The sequence below is a fragment of the Pseudomonas fluorescens genome, assembly GCF_018614775.1.
GTDB classification, from domain to species: Bacteria; Pseudomonadota; Gammaproteobacteria; order Pseudomonadales; family Pseudomonadaceae; genus Aquipseudomonas; species Aquipseudomonas fluorescens_BY.
In genome coordinates this window covers 1-26,779 of record NZ_JAGGOF010000047.1, presented here as the reverse complement: position 1 = coordinate 26,779, position 26,779 = coordinate 1, and the positions used below count along the sequence as shown (strand labels likewise).

Below are 26,779 nucleotides of genomic sequence, written 5' to 3'. Positions count from 1 at the left end.
CGTCACTACATTCAACATCTGCGTCGACTGATCCACCGCTATCGCGAGCAGGCTCGCTCCCACAGGTTTATCGCCGGGCCGGCTGTTATTGCTTGGCTAGTTCCGCCAGGCGCGCCTCGAGAAACTGCCGCTCCGGCAGTTGCCGGGTCAACTCGAGCGCCCGTTGATATGACGCCTTCGCCTCGTCCAAGCGCCCCAACTGCCGACAGAACTCGGCCCGCGCCGAATGAGCCAGGTGATAGTCGAGCAACTCGCCACGCGCCAGGATCCCATCGACCAGGCGCAAGCCTTCCAGCGGGCCGTCACGCGTGGCCAGGGCGGCGGCGCGATTGAGCTCGATCACTGGCGAAGGCATGGCGCGCAAAAGCACGTCATACAGCCCGACGATCTGCGCCCAGTCAGTGGCCTCGGCCGTTGGTGCTTCGGCGTGCACCGCTGCAATCGCTGCTTGCAGGCAGTACGGCCCGAACCGTCGGGTGCTCAGCGCGGCTTCCACCAGGGCGCAACCCTCGGCAATCAGCTCGGCGTTCCACTGGGTCCGATCCTGTTCATCCAGCAGGATCAACTCACCGGTCGAAGAAGTGCGCGCCGGACGCCGGGATTCGTGCAGCAACATCAACGCCAGCAACCCCATGACCTCGGCTTCGGGCAGCAACTCCATCAGCAACCGCCCGAGGCGGACGGCCTCGCGCGTCAGGTCCTCGCGGGTCAGCTCGGCGCCCATCGAGGCCGAGTAGCCTTCGTTGAACACCAGGTAAATCACTCGCAGTACGCTGTCCAGCCGCTCCGGCAACTCCGCCCGGGACGGCACTTGATAGGGGATTTTCGCGTCGCGGATTTTCGCCTTGGCCCGCACAATGCGCTGGGCAATCGCCGCCGGGGCGGCGAGAAAGGCGCGGGCGATTTCCTCGGTGGTCAGGTCGCAGACTTCCCGCAGCGTCAGCGGCACCTGTGCATCAAAGGCCAGGGTCGGATGGCAACAGGTGAAGATCAGCCGCAGGCGATCGTCTTCCACGTCTTCATCACTCCACTCGGCCTGTTCCAGCGCCTCCAGCTGGGCGATCAACATCGGCCGGGACGCGGCGAACCGCGCTCGCCGACGCAAACGGTCGATGGCCTTGAAGCGCCCGGCCGACACCAGCCAGGCCCGCGGATTGTCCGGCACCCCGTCGCGCTGCCAGCGCTCGACCGCGATGAAGAACGCCTCGTGCAAGGCTTCTTCAGCGAGGTCGAAATCCCCCAGCAGGCGAATCAGCGTCGCCAGGATCCGCCGCGAGTCTTGCCGATAAACCTGCTCGACCCGCGCCTTGACCGCTTCGGCAGGCATCAGTCGGGCATGCCTTGGGTGACCAGTGTTTCCAGGCGGTCCAGGCTCTGGCCCCAGCCATCATGGAACCCCATGGCCTCGTGAGCCTGGCGATCCTCGTCGTTCCAGTGCAGCGCACGGGCGGTGTAGCGGGTTTTGTCGCCCACCTCCTCCAGCACCACTTCGGCGGTCATGAAGGCTTTGCCGGACGGGATCCAGCCGGGCAAGAACGCATCGGTGAACACCAGCCGACTGGGGGCGACGATTTCGAGAAACACGCCCATGGTCGGGTATTCACTGCCGTCCGGCGCGCGCATCAAGGTGCGAAACTGACCACCAACCCACAGGTCCATTTCGCATTCCGGCGTAGTCATGCCGTGGGGGCCCCACCACTGGACCAGCAAGGCCGGTTCGGTCCAGGCACGGAAAATCTTCTGGCGTGGGGCGTCGATCACCCGGCTGATGGATAACGCGTGAGGGGCAGACTTGAGGTTCATGAAATTTAATCCTGGTTTGTGATTGTTGTTCAGGGATTGAGCTGGCGGACCGGCCGCACTTCGACGCAGCCGACCCGGGCCGCCGGAATGTGGCCGGCGACCTGGATGGCCTCGTTCAAGTCCTTGGCGTCGATCAGGTAGAAGCCCGCCAATTGCTCCTTGGTCTCGGCAAACGGGCCGTCGGTGATCGACAGCTTGCCGCCGCGCATGCGCACTGTGGTGGCGGTCTGCACCGACTCCAGCGCCTCGGCGGCAAGCATTCGCCCGCTGCCCTGGACCGATTCGGCATAGGCCATGCATTCAGCGTCCTCCGGGCTGTCGGGGGCGTTATGCAGCGTGTGTTCGTTGCTGTAGACCAGGCATAAGTACTTCATGGAAAAGCTCCGGGATCGAACGGATCAACTATGGACGGCGCAAAGGCACTTGGCGAAAAAACCGACGATCAGGGCTGCCCATCAAAAATCGCCGTGCCGGCCATCGGGTCAAACGGGGCCGACCAATGTTCGTGGACAATCTTCCATTGCCCGGCCACGCGTCGGTAGCAGGCCGTCACGCGCATCCAGCAGGCCTGCTCTTCGCCTTTGTCATTGGTACCACCGCAATAAGCCAGCCAATGGGCAAAGGCGATGTCCTCGGCGGGCGTGATCTTGACCTGATGGAAGTCGAACTTGTGCGGGCCGGGGCACATTTCCATGCACGCCTGCCAATGCGCCCGGTAAGCGGTCTTGCCTTTGAATTGCAGGGCCTGGATGGCATCGAAGGAAACGATGTCATCGTCGTAGAGCGTCATGACCTTTTCGATGTCCTTGCTCATGACCGCTTGGCGATACGTGTCGATCAGAGCCTGGATTTCGCTTTCAGTGACGTGGGTATTCATGGTGATTCTCCGCAGTTTTTTGTTGAAGACACCCTTTGTCGCTTGGAGCAACAGCAGATCGACAGCCCGAAAAAAATAAATCAGAGAAAAAACGTTAGAATTGCGACTCCATATTGCCGGTAACCAACGGACTTTTTGTGACTGCCCAACTCGTGCCCTACGAAGACCTTACGCCGTTGCAGCGCGAGCAGGTCGAAGCCATCGAAATCCACCCCGATCAAGTCAAGTTCGCCGGTGATATCCACGGTGCGCTGCACACGCTATTGTCCAAGCCCGGTCCGGGGGTCAAGGGCTTTGCCCTGCTGGCCGATGACGTGCCGGTGGCATTCCTGCTGCTCAAGCGCCCGCCGGTATTGCCCGACTGGGCCGACGAGCACAGCGCCACCCTGCACGCTTTGCAGGTCGATCATCGGGCCCAGGGCAAGGGCTACGGCAAAGCCTGCCTGCAAGCGCTGCCCGCCGTGGCGCGAGCGGCCTGGCCGCAAATCAGGGGGCTGGAGCTCTCGGTCGATGCCGACAACCACTCGGCCATCGGCCTGTACACCCGGCTGGGCTGGGTGGACAGTGGCGAGGCGTACAAGGGGCGGATTGGTTATGAGCGGCGGATGGGGCTGGTGTTCTAGCGCCGATCAGGGCTCAAGCGGTATCCAGATCTCCAGGCTGCCCTCGCCGGTCTTCGGGTTGAAGTCCTCGCTGTAGCGTTCGAACTCCGGCGCGTCCGCCGCTTCGTAAGCGGACTGGGGCAACCAGACCTTCCAGATGTACCGGAACGTGTCCGGCAGGTTTTTCAAGGGCCCCTTGTGTTCGAACACCGCGTAGCGGGCGGGCTGGATTTCGATCCAGCGGTATTGATCCGGCAAGTCGTCGAGCCGGCTGATCTCCACCCCGGCGATGTATTCGAACCCGCCATTCCCGTCGGAGTTGCAGCACACGCCGTAGGTCACTTCATCCTTCTGCCCTGGCACCTTGCCGAGCCAGGGCAAAAACTTTTCCCAGAGCAACGGGATGTCCTGGGCGGTGTCTTGGGTAAAACGCGCGCCAAAACCGGCGATCAGCTGAAAGCGCCCCTGTTCGAAGCGGGGTTCGTCTACGTGATCGCGTGTGTGCTTTTCCATGCGTCAACACTCCGGAAAAACCTGAAGTCGGGCTTGGCAGTATAGGAAGCCGGAACGTGATTGCCAGAAAATAGGTATGCCCCACCCCTGGACAAACGGCTATTTGGCCCATTATCTTGCGACGCAGGCCACCGCAGTGGCCAACGTCGCTCGGACGGTTCCGGGCGCTCACGTATTTCGAGGCAACAATGGCCGAACAAGGTTCGCCGCGCCGCTTTGCGCGCATCGATCGACTCCCCCCTTACGTCTTCAATATCACTGCCGAGCTTAAGATGGCTGCGCGTCGGCGCGGCGAAGACATCATTGACTTGAGCATGGGTAACCCCGACGGCGCCACACCTCCCCACATCGTGGAAAAACTGGTCACCGTCGCCCAGCGCGAAGACACCCACGGCTACTCCACGTCCAAAGGCATCCCGCGCCTGCGCCGCGCCATTTCGCGCTGGTACAAGGACCGCTACGAAGTCGACATTGACCCGGAAAGCGAAGCCATCGTCACCATCGGTTCCAAGGAAGGCCTGGCGCACCTGATGCTGGCCACCCTGGACCAGGGCGACACGGTGCTGGTGCCCAACCCCAGCTACCCGATCCACATCTATGGCGCGGTGATCGCCGGGGCCCAGGTGCGTTCGGTGCCCCTGGTCCCAGGGGTGGACTTCTTCGACGAACTGGAGCGGGCCATTCGCGGCTCGATTCCGAAGCCGAAGATGATGATCCTGGGCTTCCCGTCCAACCCCACCGCGCAGTGCGTGGAGCTGGATTTCTTCGAACGGGTCATCGCCCTCGCCAAGCAGTACGACGTACTGGTGATCCACGACCTGGCCTACGCCGACATCGTCTACGACGGCTGGAAAGCCCCGTCGATCATGCAGGTGCCCGGTGCAAAAGACATTGCGGTGGAGTTCTTCACCCTGTCCAAGAGCTACAACATGGCGGGCTGGCGCATCGGCTTCATGGTCGGCAACCCGGAGCTGGTCAATGCCCTGGCGCGGATCAAGAGTTACCACGACTACGGCACCTTCACACCCTTGCAGGTGGCCGCCATCGCTGCGCTGGAAGGCGACCAGCAATGCGTGCGCGACATCGCCGAGCAGTACCGCCAACGCCGAAACGTGCTGGTCAAGGGCCTGCATGAACTGGGCTGGAGGGTGGAAAACCCCAAGGCTTCGATGTACGTCTGGGCCAAGATTCCCGAAGCCTATGCGCACCTGGGCTCGCTGGAGTTTGCCAAGAAGCTGTTGGCCGAAGCCAAGGTCTGCGTCTCGCCGGGGGTGGGGTTCGGTGAATATGGGGATGATCACGTGCGCTTTGCCCTGATCGAGAACCAAGACCGGATCCGCCAGGCAGTGCGCGGGATCCGGGCGATGTTCAGGGCGGATGGGTTGGTCAGCAAACCCAACGCCTGACGCAGGAACCCATGTGGGAGCGAGCCTGCTCGCGATGGCGGTGGGTCAGTTACATGGATGTTGACTGACCCACCGCTATCGCGAGCAGGCTCGCTCCCACAGTTGTTATGTGCCGGGGCTTAGACCACCAGCGACAGCAGCAGGATAAAGATCAGGCCCACCACGGACAGGATGGTTTCCATCGCGGTCCAGGTCTTGAAAGTCTCGGCCACGGTCATGTTGAAGTACTGCTTGACCAGCCAGAAGCCCGCATCGTTGACATGGGACAGGATCAACGAACCGGCGCCGGTCGCCAGCACCAGCAGCTCGCGGTTCACACCTGGGATCATCCCCACCACCGGCACCACGATGCCGGCGCCGGTGATGGTCGCGACGGTGGCCGAACCGGTGGCGATACGAATCACCGCCGCCACCAGCCAGGCCAGCAGGATCGGCGAGATCTGCGCGTTCACCGCCATGTGGCCGATGACGTCACCCACGCCGCTGGTCACCAGCATCTGCTTGAAGCCACCACCGGCACCGATGATCAGGATGATTGCGGCGGTGGGCGCCAGGCTGGCGTCGAGCAACTTGAGTATCTGGTTGGCACCGATGCCCTGGCGATGACCGAAGGTATACAGCGACAACAGCAACGCCAGCAGCAGCGCCGAGATCGGGTGGCCGACCAGGTCCATGAAGGTGCGCAGGATGTTGCCATCCGGCAGCACCACGTCGGCGAAGGTCTTGAGCAGCATCAGGAACACCGGCAACAGCACGGTGACCAGGGTGATGCCAAAGCTTGGCAGTTCCTTGGCATCCGGTTCGCGCGCCAGTTGATCCACCAGCTCCTGGTTGGCGTGACCCGGAATGTGCTTGGCGATGAACGTACCGAAAATCGGGCCGGCGATGATGGCGGTCGGCAATGCGACGATCAGGCCGTACAGAATGGTCTTGCCGATGTCGGCACCGAATACACCGATGGCCAGCAACGGACCCGGGTGCGGCGGCACCAGGCCATGCACGGCGGACAGGCCGGCGAGCAGCGGGATACCGATCTTGATGATCGATACCCCGGTACGACGGGCCACGATGAACACCAGCGGGATCAACAGCACGAAGCCGATCTCGAAGAACAGCGGAATGCCCACCAGGAAGGCGGCGAACATCATGGCCCATTGCACCTTGTCCTTGCCGAATGCGCGGATCAGGGTCTGGGCGATCTGATCGGCCCCACCCGACTCGGCCATCATCTTGCCGAGCATCGTGCCCAGCGCCAGGATGATCCCGACAAAGCCCAGCACGCCACCGAAGCCGTCCTGGAACGCCTTGATGATGGTGCCGATCGGCATGCCCGACGTCAGGCCGAGAAACGCGGCGGCGATGGTCAGTGCGATGAACGGGTGGAGTTTGAACTGGGTGATGAGGAGGATGAGTCCGATCACCGTGACCACTGCATCAAGCAGTAGGAACGTCTCGTGGGACATGCCAAACATGGGGGTGTCTCCTGATTTGTTGTTGTTATTGAAGCAGTTATGGGTAAGGCGTTGGGACAGCGCTATCTTTCTGACGCAAATTTTTTGAAACTCAACTGGCAAGCTTCAAACCATGCTCCACCCACCAGGCGTACGCCTGGTGCGCCAATTCATCGATGCTGTGGTTGGACGCGTCCAGAGCCAGTGTCAGGGGCTCACCCACAGGAGACTGGAGGGTGGCAAACTGGCTGTCGATCAGGGTCGACGGCATGAAATGACCCGGCCGATGGGAAACCCGATCAGCGGCCACTTCGGGCGTCAGTTCAAGAAATACAAAGCCCAGGCCTGGCAAGGCGCTGCGCAGGCGTTCGCGATAGCTGTGCTTGAGGGCCGAGCAGGTCAGCACCGGACGCTCGCCCGTGGCATCGACACGGCGCAACTCGTCACACAGGCTGTCGAGCCAGCCGGCACGGTCGTCGTCGTTCAGGGGGATACCGGCGCTCATCTTCTGGATGTTGGCCGCGGGGTGGAATGTGTCGCCTTCAATGGCGGTGGCGCCGCTCAATTGGCACAGGGCCTGGCTGACGCAGGTTTTGCCGCAACCGGCAACGCCCATGATGACCAGGGCGGTGATGGGATTATTCATGTAACACCTCAGCGCGCAGACAGCGCTACCTTTGCCAGTTATGACACCGCAGCAAAAGCAGAAGTTGCCGACGCCTTCTTGTCATTTTTGTGGTTGCAGCATGTTCGTTCACGACACCAACGGACGAGGTTCAGGCAAACCCCACTCGCGCATTTGCAGCCGCGTCGAGACAGCGCTACCTTAGTGCCTTGATTTTTGTTTGGCAAGCCGCCCTGATGACCGCCCCTAAAAACGATAAGAATCCTCGCACCACCGGCCGTCCTACCCTGAACGAAGTGGCACGCCTGGCCGGTGTCAGCCCCATCACCGCTTCCCGGGCCCTGCGTGGCGTCAGCACTGTCGCCACGGAACTGGTGGAAAAAGTTCGCCAGGCCGCGGCGGAACTCAACTACGTCGTCAATCCGGCCGCCCGCGCCCTGGCTTCGGCTCAGAGCCACTCGGTGGTGGTGCTAGTGCCGTCGTTGTCCAACCTGTTGTTCATCGACACCCTGGAAGCGATCCACCGGGTGTTGCGGCCCAAGGGCTTTGAAGTGGTGATCGGCAACTACCACTACTCCCGCGACGAAGAAGAAGACCTGTTGCGCAACTACATGGCCTATCAGCCGCGGGGGTTGTTGCTGACCGGTTTCGACCGCACCGAAAGCGCCCGGCGCATGATCGAGGCCAGCAACATTCCCTGTGTGTACATGATGGAGCTGGACCCCGGTGCCGGCCTCAACTGCGTGGGATTTTCCCAACTCAAGGCCGGCGAGACGGCGGCCGAGCACTTGATTGCCAAGGGGCGCAAGCGCCTGGCCTACATCGGCGCACAGCTGGACCAGCGCACCCTGGCCCGTGGCGAAGGGTTTCGTCGGGCACTGCAGAAAGCCGGAGTGTACGACCCGGACCTGGAACTGCTGACGCCACGCCCGTCCTCGGTGGGCCTGGGCGGCGAGTTGTTCCTGCAATTGCTCGACAGCCACCCGGACGTCGATGGGATCTTCTTTGGCAACGACGACCTGGCCCACGGCGCCTTGTTCGAAGCACTGCGCTGCGGCATCAGGATCCCCGAGCAGATCTCGGTCCTCGGCTTCAACGACCTGCCCGCCTCGGCCCACATGGTGCCGCGCCTGAGCAGCATCAGCACCCCACGGGAAGCCATCGGCCAGCGCGCCGCCGAGCAAATGCTGACGTTGATGGCGGGCAATCGAATCGCCCAGCCGGTGGTGGATCTGGGTTTTGAACTGAAGGTTCGCGAAAGCACCTGAAGGGCCTTTCTTGCGGTCGCGGTCGATCGACGTCTTGTCGGCAGGATTGACCGCTCACCCGACGCATTCGTCCGTAGGTTCTTTTATAATCGCCGACCCTGACCGCGTCGCGTTCCCGCCATGTCCGAAACCCATTACACACAGCTCGAAGCACCGCTATGGCCGCTGATGAACAAGTTTTATCGCGCCCACCAGTCCTCGACGAAAGCCGTTCGCGAGGCCCGGCTGTGGGTGGCACGGCGCGACGAAATCGTGGCCGCCCTGTGCCTGCGACCGGTAGCCGGCGGGCACTGGTTGACGGGGCTGTTTGTCGACCCGGCACACCGCGCCCAAGGCATTGCCGCGCGGTTGATCGCCACAGCGGTGAAAGAGGTGGAGGAACCTGTGTGGTTGTTCTGCCACCCGGATCTGCGCGGCTTTTACGAGCGCAGCGGCTTCCGCTTCGACCCGACCTTGCCCTGCGCGATGGCGGAACGCTTGAGCCGGTATGCCCGGAGCAAGCCGATGATTGCGATGGGGTTGGGAGCCGAGTCCTGAAGTGCCACACCGATCCACTGTGGGAGCGGGCTCGCTCCCACAGGGGTTTTGTGTCGACTTTAGTTAACCATCCGCCGCAGGGTCCAGGTCCGGGAACAGCACGCTGGTGAAGCCGAACTTGCTGAAATCCGTGATGCGCGACGGGTACAAGCGCCCGATCAGGTGGTCGCATTCATGCTGCACCACGCGCGCATGGAAACCCGACGCCGTGCGTACGATCGGTTCACCCTTCGGGTCGAAGCCTTCGTAGCGGATGTGCTGGTAACGCTCGACCGCGCCGCGCAGGCCCGGCACCGACAAGCAACCTTCAAAGCCCTCTTCCCTCTGCGGACCCAATGGGGTGATCAGCGGGTTGATCAGGATCGTCTGGGGCACCGCTTCGGCGTCGGGGTAGCGCTCGCTGTGCTCGAAGCCGAAGATCACCAGTTGCAGGTCCACGCCGATTTGCGGCGCCGCCAGGCCGACGCCACCGACACTTTCCATGGTCTGGAACATGTCATCGATCAACTGCCAGAGCTGCGGCGTGTCGAACATCTCCGGCGGCACCGGCGGGGCGATGCGCAGCAGGCGCTCGTCACCCATTTTCAGGATTTGATGAATCATGGTCGGGCTTCGTCAGGCTGAGTGAGAGGGATGGAATGGTCGCGCCCAAGGCCCGACACATGCTGCTTTTCGTGCTCGCCGGGGCTTTTTTCACCCGGGTCCTTGCCCTCGGTGGACATGTGCTCGATCACCGCGTTCATCTCCGCGCCGAGCAACAGCACCGCAGCTGAAATATAGAAATACAGCAACAACACGATGATCGCGCCGATACTGCCGTACATGGCGTTGTAGTTGGCAAAGGTCTTGACGTAAAAGGCGAACCCCAGGGACGCGATGATCCACACCACCACCGCCAGTACCGAGCCCGGCGTGATGAAGCGAAATTCCTGTTTGACGTCGGGCATCACGTAATAGATCAACGCCACCGCGACCATCAACAGAATCACGATGATCGGCCAGCGCATGACCGTCCAGAGCGTGACGATGAATTCTTCCAATCCGACCTGGGCGGCGATCCACTCCATCACCTGTGGCCCCAGGACCATCAGCGCCGCTGCGATGAGCAGCATGCCGGCGATACCGACTGTGTAGACGATCGACAGCGGGAAGCGCTTCCAGGCCGGGCGGCCTTCCACCACGTCATAGGCGGCATTCATCGCGCTCATCATCAGCCGCACACCCGCCGAGGCGGTCCACAAGGCGATGACGATACCCACTGACAACAACCCGCCCTTGGACTGCTGGAGCTGGTCGATTACCGGATTGACCTGCTCAAGGGCCTGGGGTGGCAACACCAGTTCCGACTGCAGGCGCAGCCAGGAAAAGAAGTCCGGCAGGTGCAGGAAGCCGATCAACGCGATCAGGAAAAGAATGAAAGGGAACAACGAAAACAGCATCTGATAGGCCAAGGCCGACGCATAAGTCGACATCTCGTCATCGAGAAACTCGGTCACGGTGCGCATCATCACACGATGCAAAGGCAAGCCTTTCAAGGCCGGGAACATCATGTGCGTCTCCTTCCGCCGCAAAGAGGGGTGGTCGCCTGGCGACTCACGGGTTGTTATCCAGCACAAAGTAACCTGTTTGACGACTTTGAGACAATTTCCCCGGCGCAAGTTCGGGCTGACATGAAAACGGCCACCCGAGGATGGCCGTTCCAGTGGTTTTCAACAGCCAGGTCAGGCTTCGTCGACGCCTTTTTTAACGGCATCCTTGGCCTTGCCCACGGTTTGCTGGGCTTCGCCTTTCTTTTCCTGGACCACGCCTTCGGCGCGCATGCGGTCATTGTCGGTGGCCTTGCCGACACCTTGCTTGATGTTGCCGACAGCTTCGTTGGCCACGCCTTTCACTTTATCGCCCGTGCTGCTCATGATGTCTCTCCTGTGAACAATGGTTCGGAAAGTCGCTACATAACGATTGACCGGGGGCATCGGCGGGGAGTTTCATTTTTTTCAACGGCACATTTCATCGTCAGGTGCAGGTTGGGCTTTATGTTTGCCGATCAACCCCCGAGAATGCCCCACGTATTCAAGCCGCGACTTAAAGCTCCAATCCCGTAGGAACGTTATGAAACTCGATAAGAAACAGGCCATCGCCCGCAGGAACCAGGAACTGGGCGGCGCCGTCCTGGGCGTCAACAACTGCCACTTCAGCGAATTGAACCGCAACCGCAACATTTTCTGGTTCGATATCCCGGTGGCGCGCCTGGCCATCGGTCAGTACGAATGGATCCACCTGCTGCTGCACTTCCCGGCCACTGACGAGTTGCTGCACCTGAAGGTGCCGACGGTGTTCCTGCGCGAAAAGCTGGAAGGCCTGGAAGTGCGCAACCAGGGCAAGCGCAAGGCAGCCTTGAGCCTGGAGCTGAGTGCCGACAAGGATTCGTACCTGCAGGACATGCGCCCGGGGGGCACCAACCTGGATTTCGCGCAGTTCAGGTTGTAACCCTGGCAGCCAATTCCCTATGGCGAGGGAGCTTGCTCCCTCGCCATAAAAGGCGGCCTCGTTTCATGCAGTCATGCAATAAAAAGCCCCGCTTCGGCGGGGCTTTTTATTGACGGGCATTTTTACTTCTTCACACCCAGCTTCCTGAGTTCTTCATCGCGCAACTCACGCCGCAGGATCTTGCCCACGTTGGTGGTCGGCAGCGCGTCGCGGAACTCCACGGCCTTCGGCACTTTATAGCCGGTGACATTGGCGCGCATGTGCTCCATGACCTGCTCCTTGGTCAAGGTAACGCCAGGTCGTGCAACGATGAAGATCTTGATCGCCTCGCCGGATTTTTCGTCCGGGATCCCGATGGCCGCGCATTGCAGCACACCCGGCAGCGTCGCCAGCACGTCTTCCAGTTCGTTGGGGTACACGTTGAAGCCGGAGATCAGGATCATGTCTTTCTTGCGATCGACGATGCGCATGTAGCCGTCGGGCTGGATCAGCGCGATGTCACCGGTCTTGAGCCAGCCCTCGCTGTCGAGGATCTCGTCGGTGGCTTCCTGGCGCTGCCAGTAGCCCTTCATCACCTGCGGACCTTTCACACACAGCTCGCCGATTTCGCCCAATGGCTGCTCGACACCTGCGTCGTTGATCACCTTGCACAGCGTCGAGGGCACCGGGATACCGATAGTGCCGACCTGGATGTTCTGGATCGGGTTGACCGTGGCGACCGGGCTGGTTTCGGTCATGCCGTAGCCTTCGCAGATAGGGCAGCCGGTCACGGCTTTCCAACGCTCGGCGGCCGCCAGCTGCAGGGCCATGCCGCCGGACAAGGTGACCTTCAGTGCGGAGAAATCCAGCTTGCGGAAGGCTTCGTTGTTGCACAGGGCCACGAACAAAGTATTAAGGCCGACGAAACCGCTGAACTTCCACTTCGACAGTTCCTTGACCATCGCCGAAAGGTCGCGCGGGTTGCTGATCAGGATGTTGTGGTTGCCGATCAGCATCATCGCCATGCAATGGAAGGTGAAGGCATAGATGTGGTAAAGCGGCAGCGGCGTGATCAGCACTTCGCAACCTTCATTGAGGTTGGAGCCCATCAGCGCCTTGCATTGCAGCATGTTCGCGACGAGGTTGCGGTGGCTCAGCATCGCGCCCTTGGCCACGCCGGTGGTGCCGCCGGTGTATTGCAACACCGCCACGTCGTCGCTGGACGGGTTGGCTTCGCTCACGGGTTGACCGTGGCCCTTGCTCAGCACATCGTTGAACTTGACGGCCTTGGGCAGGTGATAGGCCGGCACCATCTTCTTGACGTACTTGATCACGCTGTTGATCAACAGGCGCTTGAGCGGCGGCAGCAGGTCGGCCACTTCGGTGACGATGACGTGCTTGACGCTGGTCTTGGGGACCACGGTCTCGGCCAGGTGCGCCATGTTCGCCAGGCACACCAGCGCCTTGGCGCCGGAGTCGTTGAACTGGTGTTCCATTTCCCGCGCGGTGTACAGCGGGTTGGTGTTGACCACGATGAGCCCGGCGCGGATCGCACCGAACACCGCCACCGGGTACTGGAGAACGTTGGGCAGTTGCACGGCAATTCGATCGCCCGGCTGCAAATCGGTATGCTGTTGCAGATACGCGGCAAAGGCCCCGGACAATTCGTAGAGTTCACCGTAGGTGAGGGTCTTGCCGAGGTTGCTGAACGCCGGCTTGTTGGCAAAGCGTTGGCAGGACTGCTTCAACACCGCCTGAATATTCGGATACTCGTCTGGATTGATGTCGGCAGCAATCCCAGCTGGGTACTTATCCTTCCAAAAGTCTTCGATCATGGAAGCCCACTCCTCAGCAACGCGAATTCTCACCGCATTTGATGCGATTATTATTGGTGTGTGTTTATTGGTGAATCTGGCTTGAATCAAGGCCGAGAAGTCACAAAAGCGCGCCGAGAGTAGCAGCTTTGCCAAGGGTCGCCTAGAGCCAAAACAGGCCCCTACAGTCACTAACATGACTCAAGACCATTCAATGGTCATTTTTAGAGTAAAAATTCTAAGCAGCTGGATTGTCGCGCATTTGCGCAATCCAAAAACCCCTGTGGGAGCGAGCCTGCTCGCGATAGCGGTGGGTCAGCGCCATGGACATTGGCTGACACTCCGCTATCGCGAGCAGGCTCGCTCCCACAGGGTTTGTCAGCCTCTGGCCTCAAGCGATATCGCGCAGCTCCCTGCGCAGGATCTTGCCCACCGGCGTCATCGGCAGCGACTCGCGCAGTACGATGTGCTTGGGAATCTTGTAGCCGGTGAAGTTCTCCTTGCAGTAGGCCTTGAGTTCTTCAAGGCTGACACCCGCTTCGCGCGCTACCACGAACAGCTTCACCGCCTCCCCCGAACGCTCGTCCGGCACGCCGATCACCGCGCAGTTGGCAACTTTCGGATGGGCCATCACCACGTCTTCGATCTCGTTGGGGTACACGTTGAAACCGGAGACGATGATCATGTCCTTCTTGCGGTCGACGATGCGCACGAAACCGTCCGGGTCGATCACCGCAATGTCGCCGGACTTGAACCAGCCTTCGCTGTCCAGCACTTCGGCGGTGGCTTCGGGTTTGTTCCAATAGCCTTTCATGATCTGCGGGCCCTTGATGCACAGCTCGCCGCGCTCGCCCAACGGCTGTTCGACGCCGTCGTCGCTGATCACCTTCATCAGCGTGCCTGGCACCGGCAAGCCCACGGTGCCCAGCCGGGACTTGTCGCCGTAGGGGTTGGTGCAGGCCACCGGTGAGGTCTCGGTCAGGCCATAGCCTTCAGTGATGCGGCAACCGGTAAGCTGCGTCCAACGCTCGGCAGTGGCCTTGACCAAGGCTGTGCCGCCGGAGTTGGTGACCTTGAGATGGGAGAAATCCAGGGTCTTGAAATCCGGGTGGTCCATCAACGCCACGAACAGCGTGTTGAGCCCCAGCAAGGCCGAGAAACGCCACTTCTTCAGCTCCTTGATGAAACCGCCAATGTCCCGCGGATTGGTGATCAGCACGTTGTGGTTGCCGGTGACCATCATGCACATGCAATTCGCGGTGAAGGCATAGATGTGGTACAGCGGCAACGGCGCGACCATCACTTCCTGGCCCTCGCGCATCAGTGGCTGGCCGTCATCGCCAAACTGCCCCAGGCACGCCCGCGCCTGTTGCATGTTCGCCACCAGGTTGCCGTGGGTCAGCATCGCCCCCTTCGCCAAGCCGGTGGTGCCGCCGGTGTATTGCAGCACGGCGATATCGTCGAGGCTGATCTTCAGCGGCTTGAGGCCCTGGCCGCGTCCCAGGCGCAGCGCGCTTTTGAACGAAATGGCCTGGGGCAGCGAATAGTCCGGGACCATTTTCTTGACCTTGCTCACCATCGTGTTGACCAGCCAGCCCTTGGCGGTGGACATCAGGTCGCCCATCCTGGCTTCGATCAGGTATTGCAGGTCGGTGTCGGGCAGCACCTCCTGGACCTTCTTGCCGAACAGGTTCATGTACACCAGCGCCCGGGCACCGGAATCCTTGAACTGGTGGCGCATTTCCCGAGGGGTGTACAGCGGGTTGGTGTTGACCACGATCAGCCCGGCGCGCAAGGCGCCGAACACGGCAATCGGATAATGCAGCACATTGGGCATCTGCACCGCGATACGATCACCCGGCGCCAGGTCGGTGTGGGCTTGCAGGTAACCGGCGAAGGCCGCGCTGTAGCGTTCGAGCTCGGCATACGTGAGGGTCACCCCCATGTTGCTGAACGCCGGACGGTCGGCGAATTTCTTGCAGGAACGTTCGAACACCTCGATCACCGACTTATAGGCCCCGAGATCGACGTCCAGGGGCACGCCGGCCGGGCGTTTGTCATTCCAGAAATCAGGCTGCATTGTTTTTGTCCTCGTTACCTGAGCGTATCCGGGCCGCGTCTGTATCGCTTGCAGAGGCGGAGCTTCTGGGACACTAGCAGCTATGGTCAATCAGGCAAATATGCCAACCTGCGTCATAGATTGTGTGAATCTTCCTGCCTAGCAGTCCGTGTGGTTAACGGATGCGCTATACCATTGAGCAACACTGCCAAGGAACCACCATGATCCACCAAACGTTCTGGCTGACCGCAACCGACCACAGCCGCCTGTTCGTCAACCAGTGGCTGCCTGACACCGCGCCGGTGGCGGTGATCATGCTGGCCCACGGCATGGCCGAGCACAGCGCCCGCTACGCGCGTCTGGCCCAGGCATTGTGCGACGCAGGCTACGGCGTCTACGCGCCGGACTTGCGCGGCCATGGCCGCACCGCCGCCGAGGCGCCCCTTGGTCACTACGCGGACGAGGACGGCTGGGCCAAGGTCGTCGGCGACCTGGCCAGCCTCCACCATCACATCGTCCAGCAACATCCCGAGACCCCGATTGTGTTGCTCGGCCACAGCATGGGCAGCTACATCGCCCAGGGCTATCTGCTGCACCACAGTGCCAGCCTGCACGGGGCGATCCTCAGTGGCTCCAACTTCCAGCCCGTGGCGCTCTACCGCGCCGCCCGCCTGATCGCCCGCTTCGAGCGCCGCCGCCAGGGAGCCACCGGCCGTAGCGCATTGATCGAGTGGCTGTCGTTCGGCAGTTTCAATAAACACTTCAAGCCGACGCGCACCGCCTTCGACTGGCTCAGCCGCGACCCGGCCGAAGTCGACAGGTACATCCAAGACCCTCTGTGCGGCTTTCGCTGCACCAATCAGCTGTGGGTCGACCTGCTCGGCGGGTTGCAGCAAATCAGCAAAGCGTCCACTCTCGCCCAGATCGATCCGGGCCTGCCGTTGCTGGTGATCGGCGGCGAATGTGATCCGGTGAGCGAAGGCAAGCGTCTGAAGGATCTGGCCGACGCCCTGCGCGCCGCCGGCAGCCAGCACCTGCAATTGACGATCTACCCGCAGGCCCGGCACGAACTGTTCAATGAAACCAACCGCGATGAAGTGACCGCCGACGTGCTGGCCTGGATTGCCCAGGCCCTGAGCCACAAGCGGCCGCCACGAAGCGAATAGATTCCCAGCGTTTTCCTTTACCCGTCACAGGATTCAAGACACATGACCCAGGTTACCAACATCCCTTACGAAGCCCTCGAAGTCGGCCAGACCGCCAGCTACAGCAAGACCGTCGAAGAGCGCGATATCCAGCTGTTTGCCGCGATGTCGGGCGACCACAACCCGGTGCACCTGGACGCCGAATTCGCGGCGGCGAGCATGTTCAAGGAACGCATCGCCCACGGCATGTTCAGCGGTGCGTTGATCAGCGCGGCGGTGGCGTGCGAGCTGCCTGGACCCGGCACCATCTATATCGGCCAGCAGATGAGCTTCCAGAAACCGGTGAAGATCGGCGACACCCTGACCGTGCGCCTGGAAATCCTCGAGAAACTGCCGAAGTTTCGCGTGCGCATCGCCACTCGCGTGTTCAACCAGCGCGATGAGCTGGTGGTGGACGGCGAAGCCGAAATCCTCGCGCCGCGCAAGCAACAGACCGTGACCTTGCCGACATTGCCGGCCATCACTGTCGGCTGAGACAAACTGACTGGCTCCCGCTCGGTGTGCCACGTTGATCGTTCCCACGCTCCGCGTGGGAATGCATCCCGTGACGCTCTGCGTCACCTTCCAGAAGCGGAACGCGGAGCGTCCCTGGCGGCGTTCCCACGCGGGAGCGTGGGAACGATCGACAGCTAGCCACTAATGACCGCAATGCCAGCCATCATTGAAGCGCTTCCTTCACCTGCACACTCGCCGTCATCCCGGCACTCAGGTTCACCCCTTCCGGCACCTTGTCCAGTTTGATCCGCACGGGAATCCGCTGGGCCAGGCGCACCCAGTTGAAGGTCGGCTCGACCTCCGCCAGCAACTGCGCATCAGGGTTGGTGTTGCGGTCGGTAATGCCGCGGCTGATGCTTTCGACGTGTCCCTCCAACGCATGCTCGGCGCTCATCAGCCAGACCTTGACCGGATCGCCCACTCGGATCCGCGGCAGCTTGGTTTCTTCAAAATAGGCCTGCACATAGAAGGTCGAATCGTCGATCAGGGCCATGACCGGTTGCCCGGCGTTCACGTAGTTGCCTTCGGCCAGGCGCAGGTTGGTGATGTGGCCGCTGCGGGGGGCCAGGACCTGGCTGCGGGCCAGGTTCAGCTCGGCGACCTTGGCCTCGGCCTGGGCTTCGTGCAATTCGCCGCGGGCGATGCCGGCGTTGATCTGGGCATTCTCCCGCAGTTCGGCGCTGATCGCCTGGGGCCCCAGGGCGGCGCGTCGGCTGGCTTCGTGTTCGCGCAGACTCAGTTGTTGCTGACGGGTCTGCACCACCGCTTGGGCTTTTTCCACCGCGGCCTCGAAACGCTCACGGTCGATGCTCAACAATAAGTCGCCAGCCTTGACCTGCTGGTTATCCACCGCCTTGAGCTCGCGCACCCAGCCCGACACATCGGGCGCGATGACCACCACGTCGGCGCGGATCCGCGCATCGCGGGTCCAGGGCGTCAGCATGTAGTACTGCCACAGATGAAACCCGGCGAAGATCGCCACGGCGACCACGCACAGCGTGACGGCAACACGTACGGAAGTACGCATGTTCAACTCCTATAGCGGCCCGAGGACCACGGTAATGACAGTCAGGACACAGACATACAGGGCGCAGTCGAACAAGGCTTCATGCCAGATCCAGCGCCCGGCCGGCACCAGGCTGAGCAACAGGCGCAGCGCACCGGTCACCAGCAACGCCAGCAACAGGTAAATCAGGAACGGGCTGAGCAACACCCCGCCAATCGACCACTCACGCAAGCCCATGGCTGTGCTCCCGTTGTTCAGGTTCATGCTGGCGGCACCAGGCGCGCCAGCTGTTCTGCAATTGCACCACCGCGCCCTGGGCCAGTTTCAGTGCGTCACTGGCGGGCTGGGCTGCCAACACGTCCAGGAACTCGGCGCTCGCCGCTGCCAGCGCATCGGCCCGGTCACCGGCCGGACCGCGCTCAAGCGCCTGCTCCAGGGCTTCAAAGTAACGCCGCTGCGCGCGTTGATCCGACACTTGGGCAACGGCCAGGCTCAAGCGCAGGTGCAACAGTTCATCGCCGACGTCCAGCCCCAGCAAACCATCATCCCAACGGCTGCGCGCCTGCACCGGCAGTTCGGGATAATGCCGCGCCAGCTGCAACAACCGGTCGGCCATGCGCCCGCCGAACCAGCTCTCGGCACCGTGCAGGCTGCGATGGGTCAGGCGCACCAGATCATCGAGCGTCGCGGCCAGCAGTCGCCGGCTGTGCCAGGCCGGGTTGCGCAAAATCAGCAGGTTGAACGCCAGCACCGCGGCGCCGACGCCGATCATCATCGCCTGGGCGTTATTGAAGAACGCTGCGACGTCGTACTTCATGGCATTCAATGGCGACACCAGCACGACGAAATGCAGGCAAAAGGACGTGGCGGTGGCGAATATCTGCGGCTTGGCCATGCCCAGTGCGCCGAAAAACAATGGCACGCCCATGGCCATGCAAAGCATTGCGAAACTGCTCCACTGTGGCAGCACGATCTCGCCGATCACAAACGCGGTCGGCACCGCCAGCAGAATCCCTCGCAAAAAGGCCAGGCCGATCTGCGCACCGTTTTCGCGACTGGCGAACAGGCTGCACACCACGCAAGTGAGCACCAGCGCGCCCGAGGCGGCAGGCCAGGCAGTCGCCAGCCAGAAACAGGCCACCGCGAGGAACGCCAGGGCGCTACGCGCGCCAAACACCATGGCCAGGGACAGATCGCGATGGGGCGTCAGGGTGCGCGGTGGGTCCGCCGCCCTGCCCTCCTGCACCGCGCTCAGGGCGGCGCAAGCGGCCAGGGCGGTGTCGAGCAATAACGCGACGCGCGCCAGGCAATAACTTTGCGCCGAACTGATCCGCGGGTCATGAGACGCATCGAGCACCCGTGGACGCAAGGCTTGCAAGGTCGCACCGTCGGCCTCGAGGGCTTGCAGCACCTCGTCCATCCACGGCTGCAGGGCCTCGGTTTCTTCGGGATCGAGTTGCTTCCACTGCCGACGCACCGAACGGGAAATGCGCAACAGCATCAATAATTTCTGGCTCAAGCCACTGATGGCCCGGGCCCGTTGCCGGCCCAGGCTGCCCTCGAACCAGGCGTGTTCGCGCTGGGCATCCACCGCGACGATGCGGCCGAGGATCTCCAGCAAGCCCTTGCGCGCCTGGGCATCGCCGGCCAGCGTCGCACGGGCCGCCTGCATGCCACTCTGCCAGGCGGCGTGAGCCTGGCCGGCCAATTGCCGTTCAACCCGCAGCGGCCAGAGCAAGGCACTGGCCGCCGTGGCGCAGACGATCCCCAGGCTGATCTCGGTGCAACGCGCCACCGCCTGGTCGAAGACCGCCAGCGGGTGGGAAATCGCCGGCAAGGCAATGATCGCCACGGTGTACCCGGCCAATACAAATGAATAGGACCAGGCACTGCGCAACAGCGTGGAGCACGCCGTGCACAAGCCCAGCCAGAAGGCCAGGGCCAACAGGAACAACCACGGCGTCTGGGCGAACAGGCCCATGAACACCACGGACATGACCGTGCCCACCAACGTACCCAGCAATCGCGCCAAGCCTTTTTGCACGACCATGCCGGACAATGGCTGCGCGACGATGAACGCGGTCATCAATGCCCACGATGGCTGCTCCAGCCCGAAGCGCAACGCCAGCCACAACGCCAGCCCACCGCCGAGCACCGTCTTGATGGCGAACTGCAAGGCGAGGCGGTCGGGAGCGAACAAGGCCTGGAAGGTAATGGGCACGCGAAAAACTCTTCTGGGGGACGCTGTAACAATAGATGGAATGCGGAGTGATCGGCAGGCGCAATTATTAGCTGGCTAACTATTCGAGTCCAGAGGGGATTACCGACGAATTTCACAATACACTTTTTCTGGCTGGCATTGAGCCGTGGCGCTGAACCCCTTGAAGCCAATCGACAGCCACAAAAAACGCCAGGCAAGCTGGCGTTTTTTTCGGAGCGGGCGCGCAGGTTAGCTGGCGGCACGCGCCTGGTTACGCAGCGCCTTGACCTGGTCATGGTTGCGTTGCACGCCGTGGTACTGGCGCTCAACCAGGTCACGAATGCCCACCAGGTTGTGCTTGTTGATTTTCTCGATGGCTTCCTTGTAAGCCTTCAGGGCGTGGTCTTCACCGCGCTCGGCTTCGTTGAGCACCGCTTCTTCATCCTTGCCGGTGAACACCGACTTCACGTCGACCCAACGGCGATGCAGGTCACCGGCTACGCTGGTGGAGGTTTCCGGATCGCCGCCCAGGGAACGCACAGCGGCTTGCAGTTCGGCGGCAGCGGTCGCGCAATCAGCGGAGCGCTTCACGAACAGCGCCTTGAGTTCCGGGTGCTTGATGTCTTCTGCACAGGTCTTGAACCCTTCCTGGCCATCTTTGCTGGTCTCGATCAGGTCGTTCAGGACGGAGATGGATTCTTTGTTGATGTCAGTCATTTTTCAGTTCCTTTGCGGGTGAATAGAAAACCTGCAAGGGATATTGCATCGGCCGTGCCAGCTTAAAAAACGAATCAATAGTCAATAAAATCAATAAGTTACAAAGTACCAAAGAATCTGTATTCGCGTTATTTGCATGATCTGTCAATTGGCCTGCATGCAGAATGCCTGTATTTTCCAGACTGTATGAATCAAGACGACTGCCATGAACCCGGAAAAGCTTGAACTGCTGGTCACCCGCCAGATGCCCTTTGGTAAATACAAGGGTCGAATCCTGGCCGACCTGCCTGGTCCATACCTGAACTGGTTCGCTCGCGAAGGCTTTCCCCCTGGGGAGCTGGGCGGCCTGCTGGCACTGATGCAGGAAATCGACCACAACGGTCTGTCGGACCTGCTCGACCCGTTGCGCGCCAAACACGGCAAACCCAAGCCACGTCACTGACCGAGTCCCCCATGCCCGAGAACACGCTGCGCGCCCATGATGAAGCTTTCTGGCAGACCTTTGTCGGTCGCTACGATGTCGACCCCGGAGGACCGCTCAATCTGGAAAACGGCTACTTCGGTCGCATGTCCCGCACTGTCGTCGAGGAATACCAGCGCAACATCGAATTCATCAACCGTGGAAACTCGCTGTACGTGCGCCAGCATTTCGACCGCGAGCACGGCGAAGCCATCCGCCACCAGGTGGCGCAACTGATCCAAGCTTCACCGCAGACCGTGGCGCTGGCCACCAGCGCAGTCGACGCCCTGCAAACGCTGATCCGCAATTACAACGGCTTGAAACCGGGCGACCAGGTGCTGATCTGCGATGTGGAATATGCCTCGGTCAAGAGCGCCATGCGCTGGCTGGCGCGCCAGCGCGGCGTAGAAGTGATTGAAATCGTCCACCAGCACCCCGCCAGCTATGAGCGCCTGGTGGGCGCTTACCGCCAGGCGTTCATCGACCACCCTCGCCTCAAGCTGATGGCGCTGACCTACGTCAACCATCTCACCGGGCTGGTGATGCCGGTCCAGGCGATTGCCGAAACCGCCCGGGAATTTGGCGTCGATATCATCCTCGACGGTGCCCACGCGCTGGGCCAGATCAATTTCGACCTGAAGAAACTCGGCATCGAATTGGCCGGCTTCAACCTGCAGAAGTGGATCGGCGGTCCGCTGGCCCTGGGTTTCCTGTACATCGCTCCCCATCGGCTGGCCGACATCGATCCGGACATGGACGAAGACAGCTACCCCGCGTCCGACATCCGCTCGCGCACGCCCCACAGCACGCCCAACATCCCCGCTCTGCTCACCCTGCCCCTGGTGTTCGAAGAGCACCGGGCCCTGGGCGGCGCTTCGGCCAAGGGCGCGCGCCTCTGTTACCTGCGCGATCTGTGGGTAACCGCGGTGCGCGATATCCCGGGCATCGAAGTCATGACCCCGGACGATCGTCGCCTGTATTGCGGCATCACCGCGCTGCGTTTCACCGCCCACGCCGATCAGCAGGCGATGGCCGATCGTTTGCTCAACGACTACGGGATCTTCACCGTGGTGCGCAACACCAGCGCCGGGCCGTGCATACGTATCACGCCAGGGTTGATTACCTTGGAACGGGACATCAAGCGGCTGATTGCTGCGCTGATCGACTTGAGCCGCATTTAGCGAGCGTCAGGGAGCCTCGTGGGAGCAAGGGCTTGCTCCCGCGGTGATCTCCAACAGCTAAAAAACCCAGGCAAAAAAAACGGTGCGCCGACCAAGCGCACCGTAAAACCGTAGAGCACCCAACGAGGGTTTGGTCGATCAGTCCAGCAGCGCCAATGCCTCGGCGGTGCATTCCTGAATGCGGGCCCAGTCGCCGTTCTTGATCCACTCCGGATCGAGCATCCAACTGCCGCCCACGCACATCACGTTTTTCAGTGCCATGTAGCTCTTGATGTTGGCCGGGCCGACGCCACCGGTCGGGCAGAATTTCACTTCGCCGAACGGACCGCCCAGGGCCTTGATGGCCGCGACGCCGCCGCTGACTTCGGCCGGGAACAGTTTGAAGCGGCGATAACCCAGGCCGTAGCCTTCCATGATGCCCGAGGCATTGCTGATGCCCGGCAGCAACGGGATCGAGCTGTAGACGCTGGCTTCGAGCAGATCACGAGTGATACCCGGAGTGACGATGAACTGCGAACCGGCCGCTTCGGCGGCGGCCAGCATGTGGCGGTCAAGCACCGTGCCGGCACCGGTCACCAACTCCGGACGCTGCTCGCGCAGCACCTGGATGGCCTTGAGGCCGAACTGCGAACGCAGGGTCACTTCCAGCGCCGTCAGGCCACCGGCGGCCAGGGCATCGGCCAGCGGCAGGATGTCCTGTTCGCGGGCAATGGTGATTACCGGCAGGATCCGCGCCTTGGCGCAGAGGCTGTCTATCAGGGCAACTTTGTCCGCCATGGAAACGGTCGGGGATGGGTTTGTCATAGCGGCTGATCCTTGGTTCATGGGCACCAGTAAATCTCTAACGTAGGTTGCAAAAACGCGCGGATCGGCATTTCAGCGACGTTGTCACCGGCCACCGCGGCGTTCAGGGTGGTCAATTTCGACTGACCGGAAATCGACAGCACTTTGTGTTTTGCCGAGGCCAGCAACGCACGACTCATGGTCAGGCGCTGGTGCGGCACGGTCGGCGCCAGCATCGGCCAGCAGCGACGAGCACCGTTGGCATCCAAGGCTTCGGCCAGGTTCGGGCTGTCGGGGAACAGCGAAGCGGTGTGCCCGTCATCACCCATGCCCAATACCAGTACATCGATGGACGGCAACTCGCCCAGCAGACGATCCGCCTGCTCGGCCGCCGCTTCCAGGTCGGCACTGGCGCTGTAGAGGCTGAGGAACCGGGCCTTGGCCGCAGCACCTTGCAACAGATAGCGCTTGAGTAGGCCGGCGTTGCTGTCGGCGTGTTCAACCGGTACCCAGCGCTCATCCGCCAGGCTCACCACCACGTTCGACCAGTCCAGCGCCTGCTTGGCCAGGCTCTGGAAAAACGCCACCGGGCTACGGCCGCCCGACACCACCAGGACCGCCGTGCCGCGGGCGTCGATGGCCTCGCGCAATTGCTCGGCCACCTTCAGTGCCAAGCCTTCGGCCAGCAGCACCGGGCTCTTGAACTCAAGGGCGCTGACGCCTTGGGGCAGTTTCACTTCAGATATCGCCATACCATGACCTCCCATCCCGCGTGATCAGTGCAATGGAGCTCATTGGCCCCCAGGACCCGGCCGCGTACGGCTTGGGCGCATCGCCGGATTTCTTCCACCCGGCGATCAACTGGTCACACCACGTCCACGCGGCTTCAATTTCATCTTTACGGACAAACAGGTTCTGATTGCCGTTCATGACTTCCAGCAACAACCGTTCGTAGGCATCGGGAATCCGTGCGCTGCGCCAGGTGTCGGAGAAGTTGAGTTGCAGCGGACCGCTGCGCAATTGCATGCCCTTGTCCAGGCCCTGCTCCTTGGTCATCACCCGCAAGGAAATCCCTTCGTCCGGTTGCAGGCGGATGATCAGCTTGTTGCTGATCTGCAAGCGCTGCTCGGGGGCGAAGATGTAATGGGACGGTTCCTTGAAGTGGATAACGATCTGCGACAGCTTCTGCGGCATGCGCTTGCCGGTACGCAGGTAGAACGGCACCCCGGCCCAACGCCAATTGCGGATATCGGCGCGCAGGGCGACGAAGGTCTCGGTGTCGCTCTGGGTGTTGGAGTTGGGCTCTTCCAGGTAGCCCGGCACGGCCTTGCCTTCGCTGTGGCCGGCGATGTACTGGCCGCGCACCACCTGGGTGGTCAGGCCTTCCGGACTGATCGGCGCCAGGGCCCTGAGCACCTTGACCTTCTCGTCGCGAATGCTGTCGGCGGACAGGTCGGCCGGCGGGTCCATGGCGATCAGGCAGAGCAGCTGGAGCAGGTGGTTCTGGATCATGTCCCGCAGCTGGCCAGCCTTGTCGAAATAGCCCCAGCGGCCTTCGATGCCGACCTTCTCGGCCACGGTGATTTCCACGTGGGAGATGTAATTCTGGTTCCACTGGGTCTCGAACAGACTGTTGGCGAAGCGCAACGCGATGAGGTTCTGGACGGTTTCCTTGCCCAGGTAATGGTCGATGCGGTAAGTGCGGTTTTCCGGGAAGAACTGCGCCACCGCGTCGTTGACCTTGCGCGACGATTCCAGGTCCGAGCCGATGGGTTTCTCCAGCACGACGCGGGTGTTTTCGCTCAAGCCGACCTTCGCCAGGTTCTCGCAGATCGCCCCGTACACCGCCGCCGGGGTGGCGAAATAGGCGATGACCTGCTGGGCCGAACCGGCCTGTTCGGCCAGGGCGACGTAGTCGTCGGCCTTGAGGAAATCAACATGCAGGTACGTCAGGCGCGCCAGGAAGCGCTCCACCACGGCCTCGTCCAGGTCCTTGGCGTCGACGTAGCGGCGCAGCTCGGTGGCGATGAATGCCAGGTGCTGCTGCTCGCTGCCGGGTTCACGGGCCAGCGCGATGATTCGCGTGTCCTCGTGCAGCAATTGCGCGCCATCGAGTTGATAAAGGGCAGGGAACAGCTTGCGCAAGGCCAGGTCGCCCAACGCGCCGAACAAGGCAAAGGTGCACGGTTCAACCGTAATCGAATGCATGATGTTTGTTCTTTTATCAAGTTAAGCTACAAATACCTTTTTTCAAGGCATCACTCAAGGAAAAATGTAGTAATAACCACAACATTTTCCGAAAATACCGATTCCGAGTGGTGGTCCGTCGGAGCCATCAGTAGGATAGGCCACCGCAAAGGGTCGCACCTAAGACCCGTCTTTCTAGGAATCTTGTATGGACCGCGTGCGAAATTTACTGGAACAGATCCAGACTCGCCTTGAAGACCTCAACAAGGCCGAACGCAAAGTGGCCGAGATCATCCTGCTCAACCCTCAGCAGGCTACCCGCTTCAGCATCGCCGCCCTCGCCCAGGCCGCATCGGTCAGCGAACCCACCGTCAACCGGTTCTGCCGTTCGTTCGGCGTCAGCGGTTACCCGGAACTCAAGCTGCAACTGGCCCAGAGCCTGGCAAGCGGCGCGGCGTATGTCAGCCGGGCCGTGGAAGCCGATGACAACCCGGAGGCCTACACCCGGAAGATCTTTGGCAGCGCCATTGCTTCATTGGACAGCGCCTGCCAGGCCCTTGATCCAAATCTGATCAGTCGCGCCGTTGATCTGCTGATCCAGGCGCGGCAGATCCACTTCTTCGGCCTTGGTGCCTCGGCCCCGGTGGCGCTGGATGCCCAGCATAAATTCTTCCGTTTCAACCTGGCGGTCACTGCCCACGCCGACGTGCTGATGCAGCGCATGATCGCGTCGGTGGCCCATACCGGCGAACTGTTCGTGATCATTTCCTACACCGGCCGCACCCGCGAACTGGTGGAAGTGGCGCGCATTGCCCGGGAGAACGGTGCCTCGGTGCTGGGCCTCACCGCTGAAAATTCGCCCCTGGCGAAGGCCAGCACCCTGAGCCTGAACATTCCACTGCCCGAAGACACCGACATCTACATGCCGATGACCTCGCGGATCATCCAACTCACCGTGCTGGACGTGCTCGCCACCGGCATGACCTTGCGCCGGGGCGTGGATTTCCAGCCGCACCTGCGCAAGATCAAGGAAAGCCTGAACGCCAGCCGGTATCCGGTGGGGGATGAGTTCAACTGACCCACGCCGCTCGTTCCCACGCTCCGCGTCACTAGTGTCCGGTAAA

29 protein-coding genes are annotated in these 26,779 nt (G+C 61.7%); 10 read left to right on the top strand and 19 right to left on the bottom strand.

Features of this window, described 5'->3' with window-relative positions; all coding sequences use genetic code 11:
* Positions 1-85: 85 nt before the first annotated feature.
* From J7E36_RS13450 to J7E36_RS13435, 4 genes are all read right to left on the bottom strand, one after another.
* Entirely contained in the window at positions 86-1,327 is a 1,242-nt protein-coding gene (locus J7E36_RS13450; protein WP_215003637.1) for an RNA polymerase sigma factor, read from the bottom strand.
* Positions 1,327-1,803, bottom strand: a complete 477-nt coding sequence (locus tag J7E36_RS13445) for an SRPBCC family protein (RefSeq protein WP_215003636.1) — start codon at positions 1,801-1,803, stop codon at positions 1,327-1,329. The genes J7E36_RS13450 and J7E36_RS13445 overlap by 1 nt, the downstream gene beginning before the upstream one ends.
* A gap of 29 nt (positions 1,804-1,832) precedes the next feature.
* On the bottom strand, positions 1,833-2,177 hold the full coding sequence (locus tag J7E36_RS13440) for a YciI family protein (RefSeq protein ID WP_215003634.1): 345 nt from the start codon (positions 2,175-2,177) through the stop codon (positions 1,833-1,835).
* Between the two features lie 68 nt (positions 2,178-2,245).
* Positions 2,246-2,680 carry a YybH family protein gene (locus tag J7E36_RS13435; protein WP_215003632.1) on the bottom strand — a complete coding sequence of 145 codons (435 nt, stop codon included), beginning with the start codon at positions 2,678-2,680 and terminating at the stop codon, positions 2,246-2,248.
* A gap of 137 nt (positions 2,681-2,817) precedes the next feature.
* Here J7E36_RS13435 and J7E36_RS13430 point away from each other — a divergent pair, with 137 nt between their 5' ends.
* Positions 2,818-3,303 carry a GNAT family N-acetyltransferase gene (locus J7E36_RS13430; RefSeq protein ID WP_215003630.1) on the top strand — a complete coding sequence of 162 codons (486 nt, stop codon included), beginning with the start codon at positions 2,818-2,820 and terminating at the stop codon, positions 3,301-3,303.
* A gap of 6 nt (positions 3,304-3,309) precedes the next feature.
* Here the strand turns inward: J7E36_RS13430 and J7E36_RS13425 are convergent, their stop codons facing one another.
* Positions 3,310-3,795 (bottom strand): GyrI-like domain-containing protein, encoded by a 486-nt coding sequence (locus J7E36_RS13425; protein WP_215003628.1) that lies wholly within the window; start codon positions 3,793-3,795, stop codon positions 3,310-3,312.
* Positions 3,796-3,983: 188 nt separating this feature from the next.
* Here J7E36_RS13425 and alaC point away from each other — a divergent pair, with 188 nt between their 5' ends.
* On the top strand, positions 3,984-5,201 hold the full coding sequence (alaC, locus tag J7E36_RS13420) for an alanine transaminase (RefSeq protein WP_215003626.1): 1,218 nt from the start codon (positions 3,984-3,986) through the stop codon (positions 5,199-5,201).
* Between the two features lie 119 nt (positions 5,202-5,320).
* Here the strand turns inward: alaC and J7E36_RS13415 are convergent, their stop codons facing one another.
* Entirely contained in the window at positions 5,321-6,673 is a 1,353-nt protein-coding gene (locus tag J7E36_RS13415) for a GntP family permease (protein WP_215003625.1), read from the bottom strand.
* Positions 6,674-6,764: 91 nt separating this feature from the next.
* Complete coding sequence (locus tag J7E36_RS13410; protein ID WP_215003624.1) at positions 6,765-7,298, bottom strand: gluconokinase; 534 nt, start codon at positions 7,296-7,298, stop codon at positions 6,765-6,767.
* Positions 7,299-7,513: 215 nt separating this feature from the next.
* On the opposite strand from J7E36_RS13410, the gene J7E36_RS13405 reads away from it, so the two are divergent.
* Together J7E36_RS13405 and J7E36_RS13400 are read left to right on the top strand one after the other, a co-directional pair.
* Positions 7,514-8,545 carry a LacI family DNA-binding transcriptional regulator gene (locus tag J7E36_RS13405; protein ID WP_215003622.1) on the top strand — a complete coding sequence of 344 codons (1,032 nt, stop codon included), beginning with the start codon at positions 7,514-7,516 and terminating at the stop codon, positions 8,543-8,545.
* A 120-nt stretch (positions 8,546-8,665) separates the two neighbouring features.
* Positions 8,666-9,082, top strand: coding sequence for a GNAT family N-acetyltransferase (locus tag J7E36_RS13400; RefSeq protein ID WP_215003620.1), 417 nt, complete (start codon positions 8,666-8,668; stop codon positions 9,080-9,082).
* A 63-nt stretch (positions 9,083-9,145) separates the two neighbouring features.
* Here J7E36_RS13400 and def read toward each other — a convergent pair whose 3' ends face one another.
* From def to J7E36_RS13385, 3 genes are all read right to left on the bottom strand, one after another.
* The gene (gene def / locus J7E36_RS13395; protein WP_215003618.1) at positions 9,146-9,685 is read right to left on the bottom strand and encodes a peptide deformylase; all 540 of its coding nucleotides are present in this window, start codon (positions 9,683-9,685) and stop codon (positions 9,146-9,148) included.
* Entirely contained in the window at positions 9,682-10,632 is a 951-nt protein-coding gene (locus J7E36_RS13390; RefSeq protein ID WP_215003616.1) for a YihY/virulence factor BrkB family protein, read from the bottom strand. Before J7E36_RS13390 ends, def begins: the two co-directional genes overlap by 4 nt.
* A gap of 171 nt (positions 10,633-10,803) precedes the next feature.
* Positions 10,804-10,995 (bottom strand): CsbD family protein, encoded by a 192-nt coding sequence (locus J7E36_RS13385; RefSeq protein WP_215003614.1) that lies wholly within the window; start codon positions 10,993-10,995, stop codon positions 10,804-10,806.
* Between the two features lie 196 nt (positions 10,996-11,191).
* On the opposite strand from J7E36_RS13385, the gene J7E36_RS13380 reads away from it, so the two are divergent.
* Positions 11,192-11,569: a hypothetical protein gene (locus J7E36_RS13380; protein ID WP_215003612.1), complete on the top strand. Its 378-nt coding sequence runs from the start codon at positions 11,192-11,194 to the stop codon at positions 11,567-11,569.
* Positions 11,570-11,691: 122 nt separating this feature from the next.
* Here the strand turns inward: J7E36_RS13380 and fadD1 are convergent, their stop codons facing one another.
* On the bottom strand, positions 11,692-13,383 hold the full coding sequence (gene fadD1, locus J7E36_RS13375; protein ID WP_215003610.1) for a long-chain-fatty-acid--CoA ligase FadD1: 1,692 nt from the start codon (positions 13,381-13,383) through the stop codon (positions 11,692-11,694).
* Positions 13,384-13,753: 370 nt separating this feature from the next.
* Entirely contained in the window at positions 13,754-15,442 is a 1,689-nt protein-coding gene (fadD2, locus tag J7E36_RS13370; RefSeq protein WP_215003608.1) for a long-chain-fatty-acid--CoA ligase FadD2, read from the bottom strand.
* Positions 15,443-15,642: 200 nt separating this feature from the next.
* Here fadD2 and J7E36_RS13365 point away from each other — a divergent pair, with 200 nt between their 5' ends.
* Positions 15,643-16,587, top strand: a complete 945-nt coding sequence (locus J7E36_RS13365; protein ID WP_215003606.1) for an alpha/beta hydrolase — start codon at positions 15,643-15,645, stop codon at positions 16,585-16,587.
* 42 nt (positions 16,588-16,629) lie between these two features.
* Positions 16,630-17,100, top strand: coding sequence for a MaoC family dehydratase (locus J7E36_RS13360; protein WP_003184579.1), 471 nt, complete (start codon positions 16,630-16,632; stop codon positions 17,098-17,100).
* A 184-nt stretch (positions 17,101-17,284) separates the two neighbouring features.
* Here J7E36_RS13360 and J7E36_RS13355 read toward each other — a convergent pair whose 3' ends face one another.
* The 4 genes from J7E36_RS13355 to J7E36_RS13340 all read right to left on the bottom strand — a co-directional run bounded on the left by J7E36_RS13355 (position 17,285) and on the right by J7E36_RS13340 (position 21,044).
* Positions 17,285-18,148 carry an efflux RND transporter periplasmic adaptor subunit gene (locus tag J7E36_RS13355; RefSeq protein ID WP_215003604.1) on the bottom strand — a complete coding sequence of 288 codons (864 nt, stop codon included), beginning with the start codon at positions 18,146-18,148 and terminating at the stop codon, positions 17,285-17,287.
* A 9-nt stretch (positions 18,149-18,157) separates the two neighbouring features.
* Entirely contained in the window at positions 18,158-18,364 is a 207-nt protein-coding gene (locus J7E36_RS13350; RefSeq protein ID WP_215003602.1) for a DUF1656 domain-containing protein, read from the bottom strand.
* The gene (locus J7E36_RS13345; RefSeq protein ID WP_215003600.1) at positions 18,351-20,348 is read right to left on the bottom strand and encodes an FUSC family protein; all 1,998 of its coding nucleotides are present in this window, start codon (positions 20,346-20,348) and stop codon (positions 18,351-18,353) included. The genes J7E36_RS13350 and J7E36_RS13345 overlap by 14 nt, the downstream gene beginning before the upstream one ends.
* 228 nt (positions 20,349-20,576) lie before the next feature.
* Entirely contained in the window at positions 20,577-21,044 is a 468-nt protein-coding gene (locus tag J7E36_RS13340; RefSeq protein WP_215003598.1) for a PA2169 family four-helix-bundle protein, read from the bottom strand.
* Positions 21,045-21,249: 205 nt separating this feature from the next.
* Here J7E36_RS13340 and J7E36_RS13335 point away from each other — a divergent pair, with 205 nt between their 5' ends.
* Positions 21,250-21,486 carry a DUF3820 family protein gene (locus tag J7E36_RS13335; protein ID WP_215003596.1) on the top strand — a complete coding sequence of 79 codons (237 nt, stop codon included), beginning with the start codon at positions 21,250-21,252 and terminating at the stop codon, positions 21,484-21,486.
* An 11-nt stretch (positions 21,487-21,497) separates the two neighbouring features.
* On the top strand, positions 21,498-22,685 hold the full coding sequence (locus J7E36_RS13330) for an aminotransferase class V-fold PLP-dependent enzyme (protein ID WP_215003594.1): 1,188 nt from the start codon (positions 21,498-21,500) through the stop codon (positions 22,683-22,685).
* 138 nt (positions 22,686-22,823) lie between these two features.
* Here J7E36_RS13330 and J7E36_RS13325 read toward each other — a convergent pair whose 3' ends face one another.
* Genes J7E36_RS13325 through zwf form a run of 3 tightly spaced genes read right to left on the bottom strand, consistent with a single transcriptional unit; the run spans position 22,824 to position 25,676 of the window.
* A complete protein-coding gene (locus J7E36_RS13325) occupies positions 22,824-23,489 on the bottom strand; it encodes a bifunctional 4-hydroxy-2-oxoglutarate aldolase/2-dehydro-3-deoxy-phosphogluconate aldolase (protein WP_215003592.1) in 666 nt (221 codons plus the stop codon).
* A 17-nt stretch (positions 23,490-23,506) separates the two neighbouring features.
* Complete coding sequence (pgl, locus tag J7E36_RS13320; RefSeq protein WP_215003590.1) at positions 23,507-24,220, bottom strand: 6-phosphogluconolactonase; 714 nt, start codon at positions 24,218-24,220, stop codon at positions 23,507-23,509.
* Positions 24,207-25,676 carry a glucose-6-phosphate dehydrogenase gene (zwf, locus tag J7E36_RS13315; protein WP_215003588.1) on the bottom strand — a complete coding sequence of 490 codons (1,470 nt, stop codon included), beginning with the start codon at positions 25,674-25,676 and terminating at the stop codon, positions 24,207-24,209. The genes pgl and zwf overlap by 14 nt, the downstream gene beginning before the upstream one ends.
* Positions 25,677-25,872: 196 nt before the next feature.
* Here zwf and J7E36_RS13310 point away from each other — a divergent pair, with 196 nt between their 5' ends.
* A complete protein-coding gene (locus J7E36_RS13310; protein WP_215003639.1) occupies positions 25,873-26,733 on the top strand; it encodes a MurR/RpiR family transcriptional regulator in 861 nt (286 codons plus the stop codon).
* Positions 26,734-26,779: the final 46 nt, after the last annotated feature.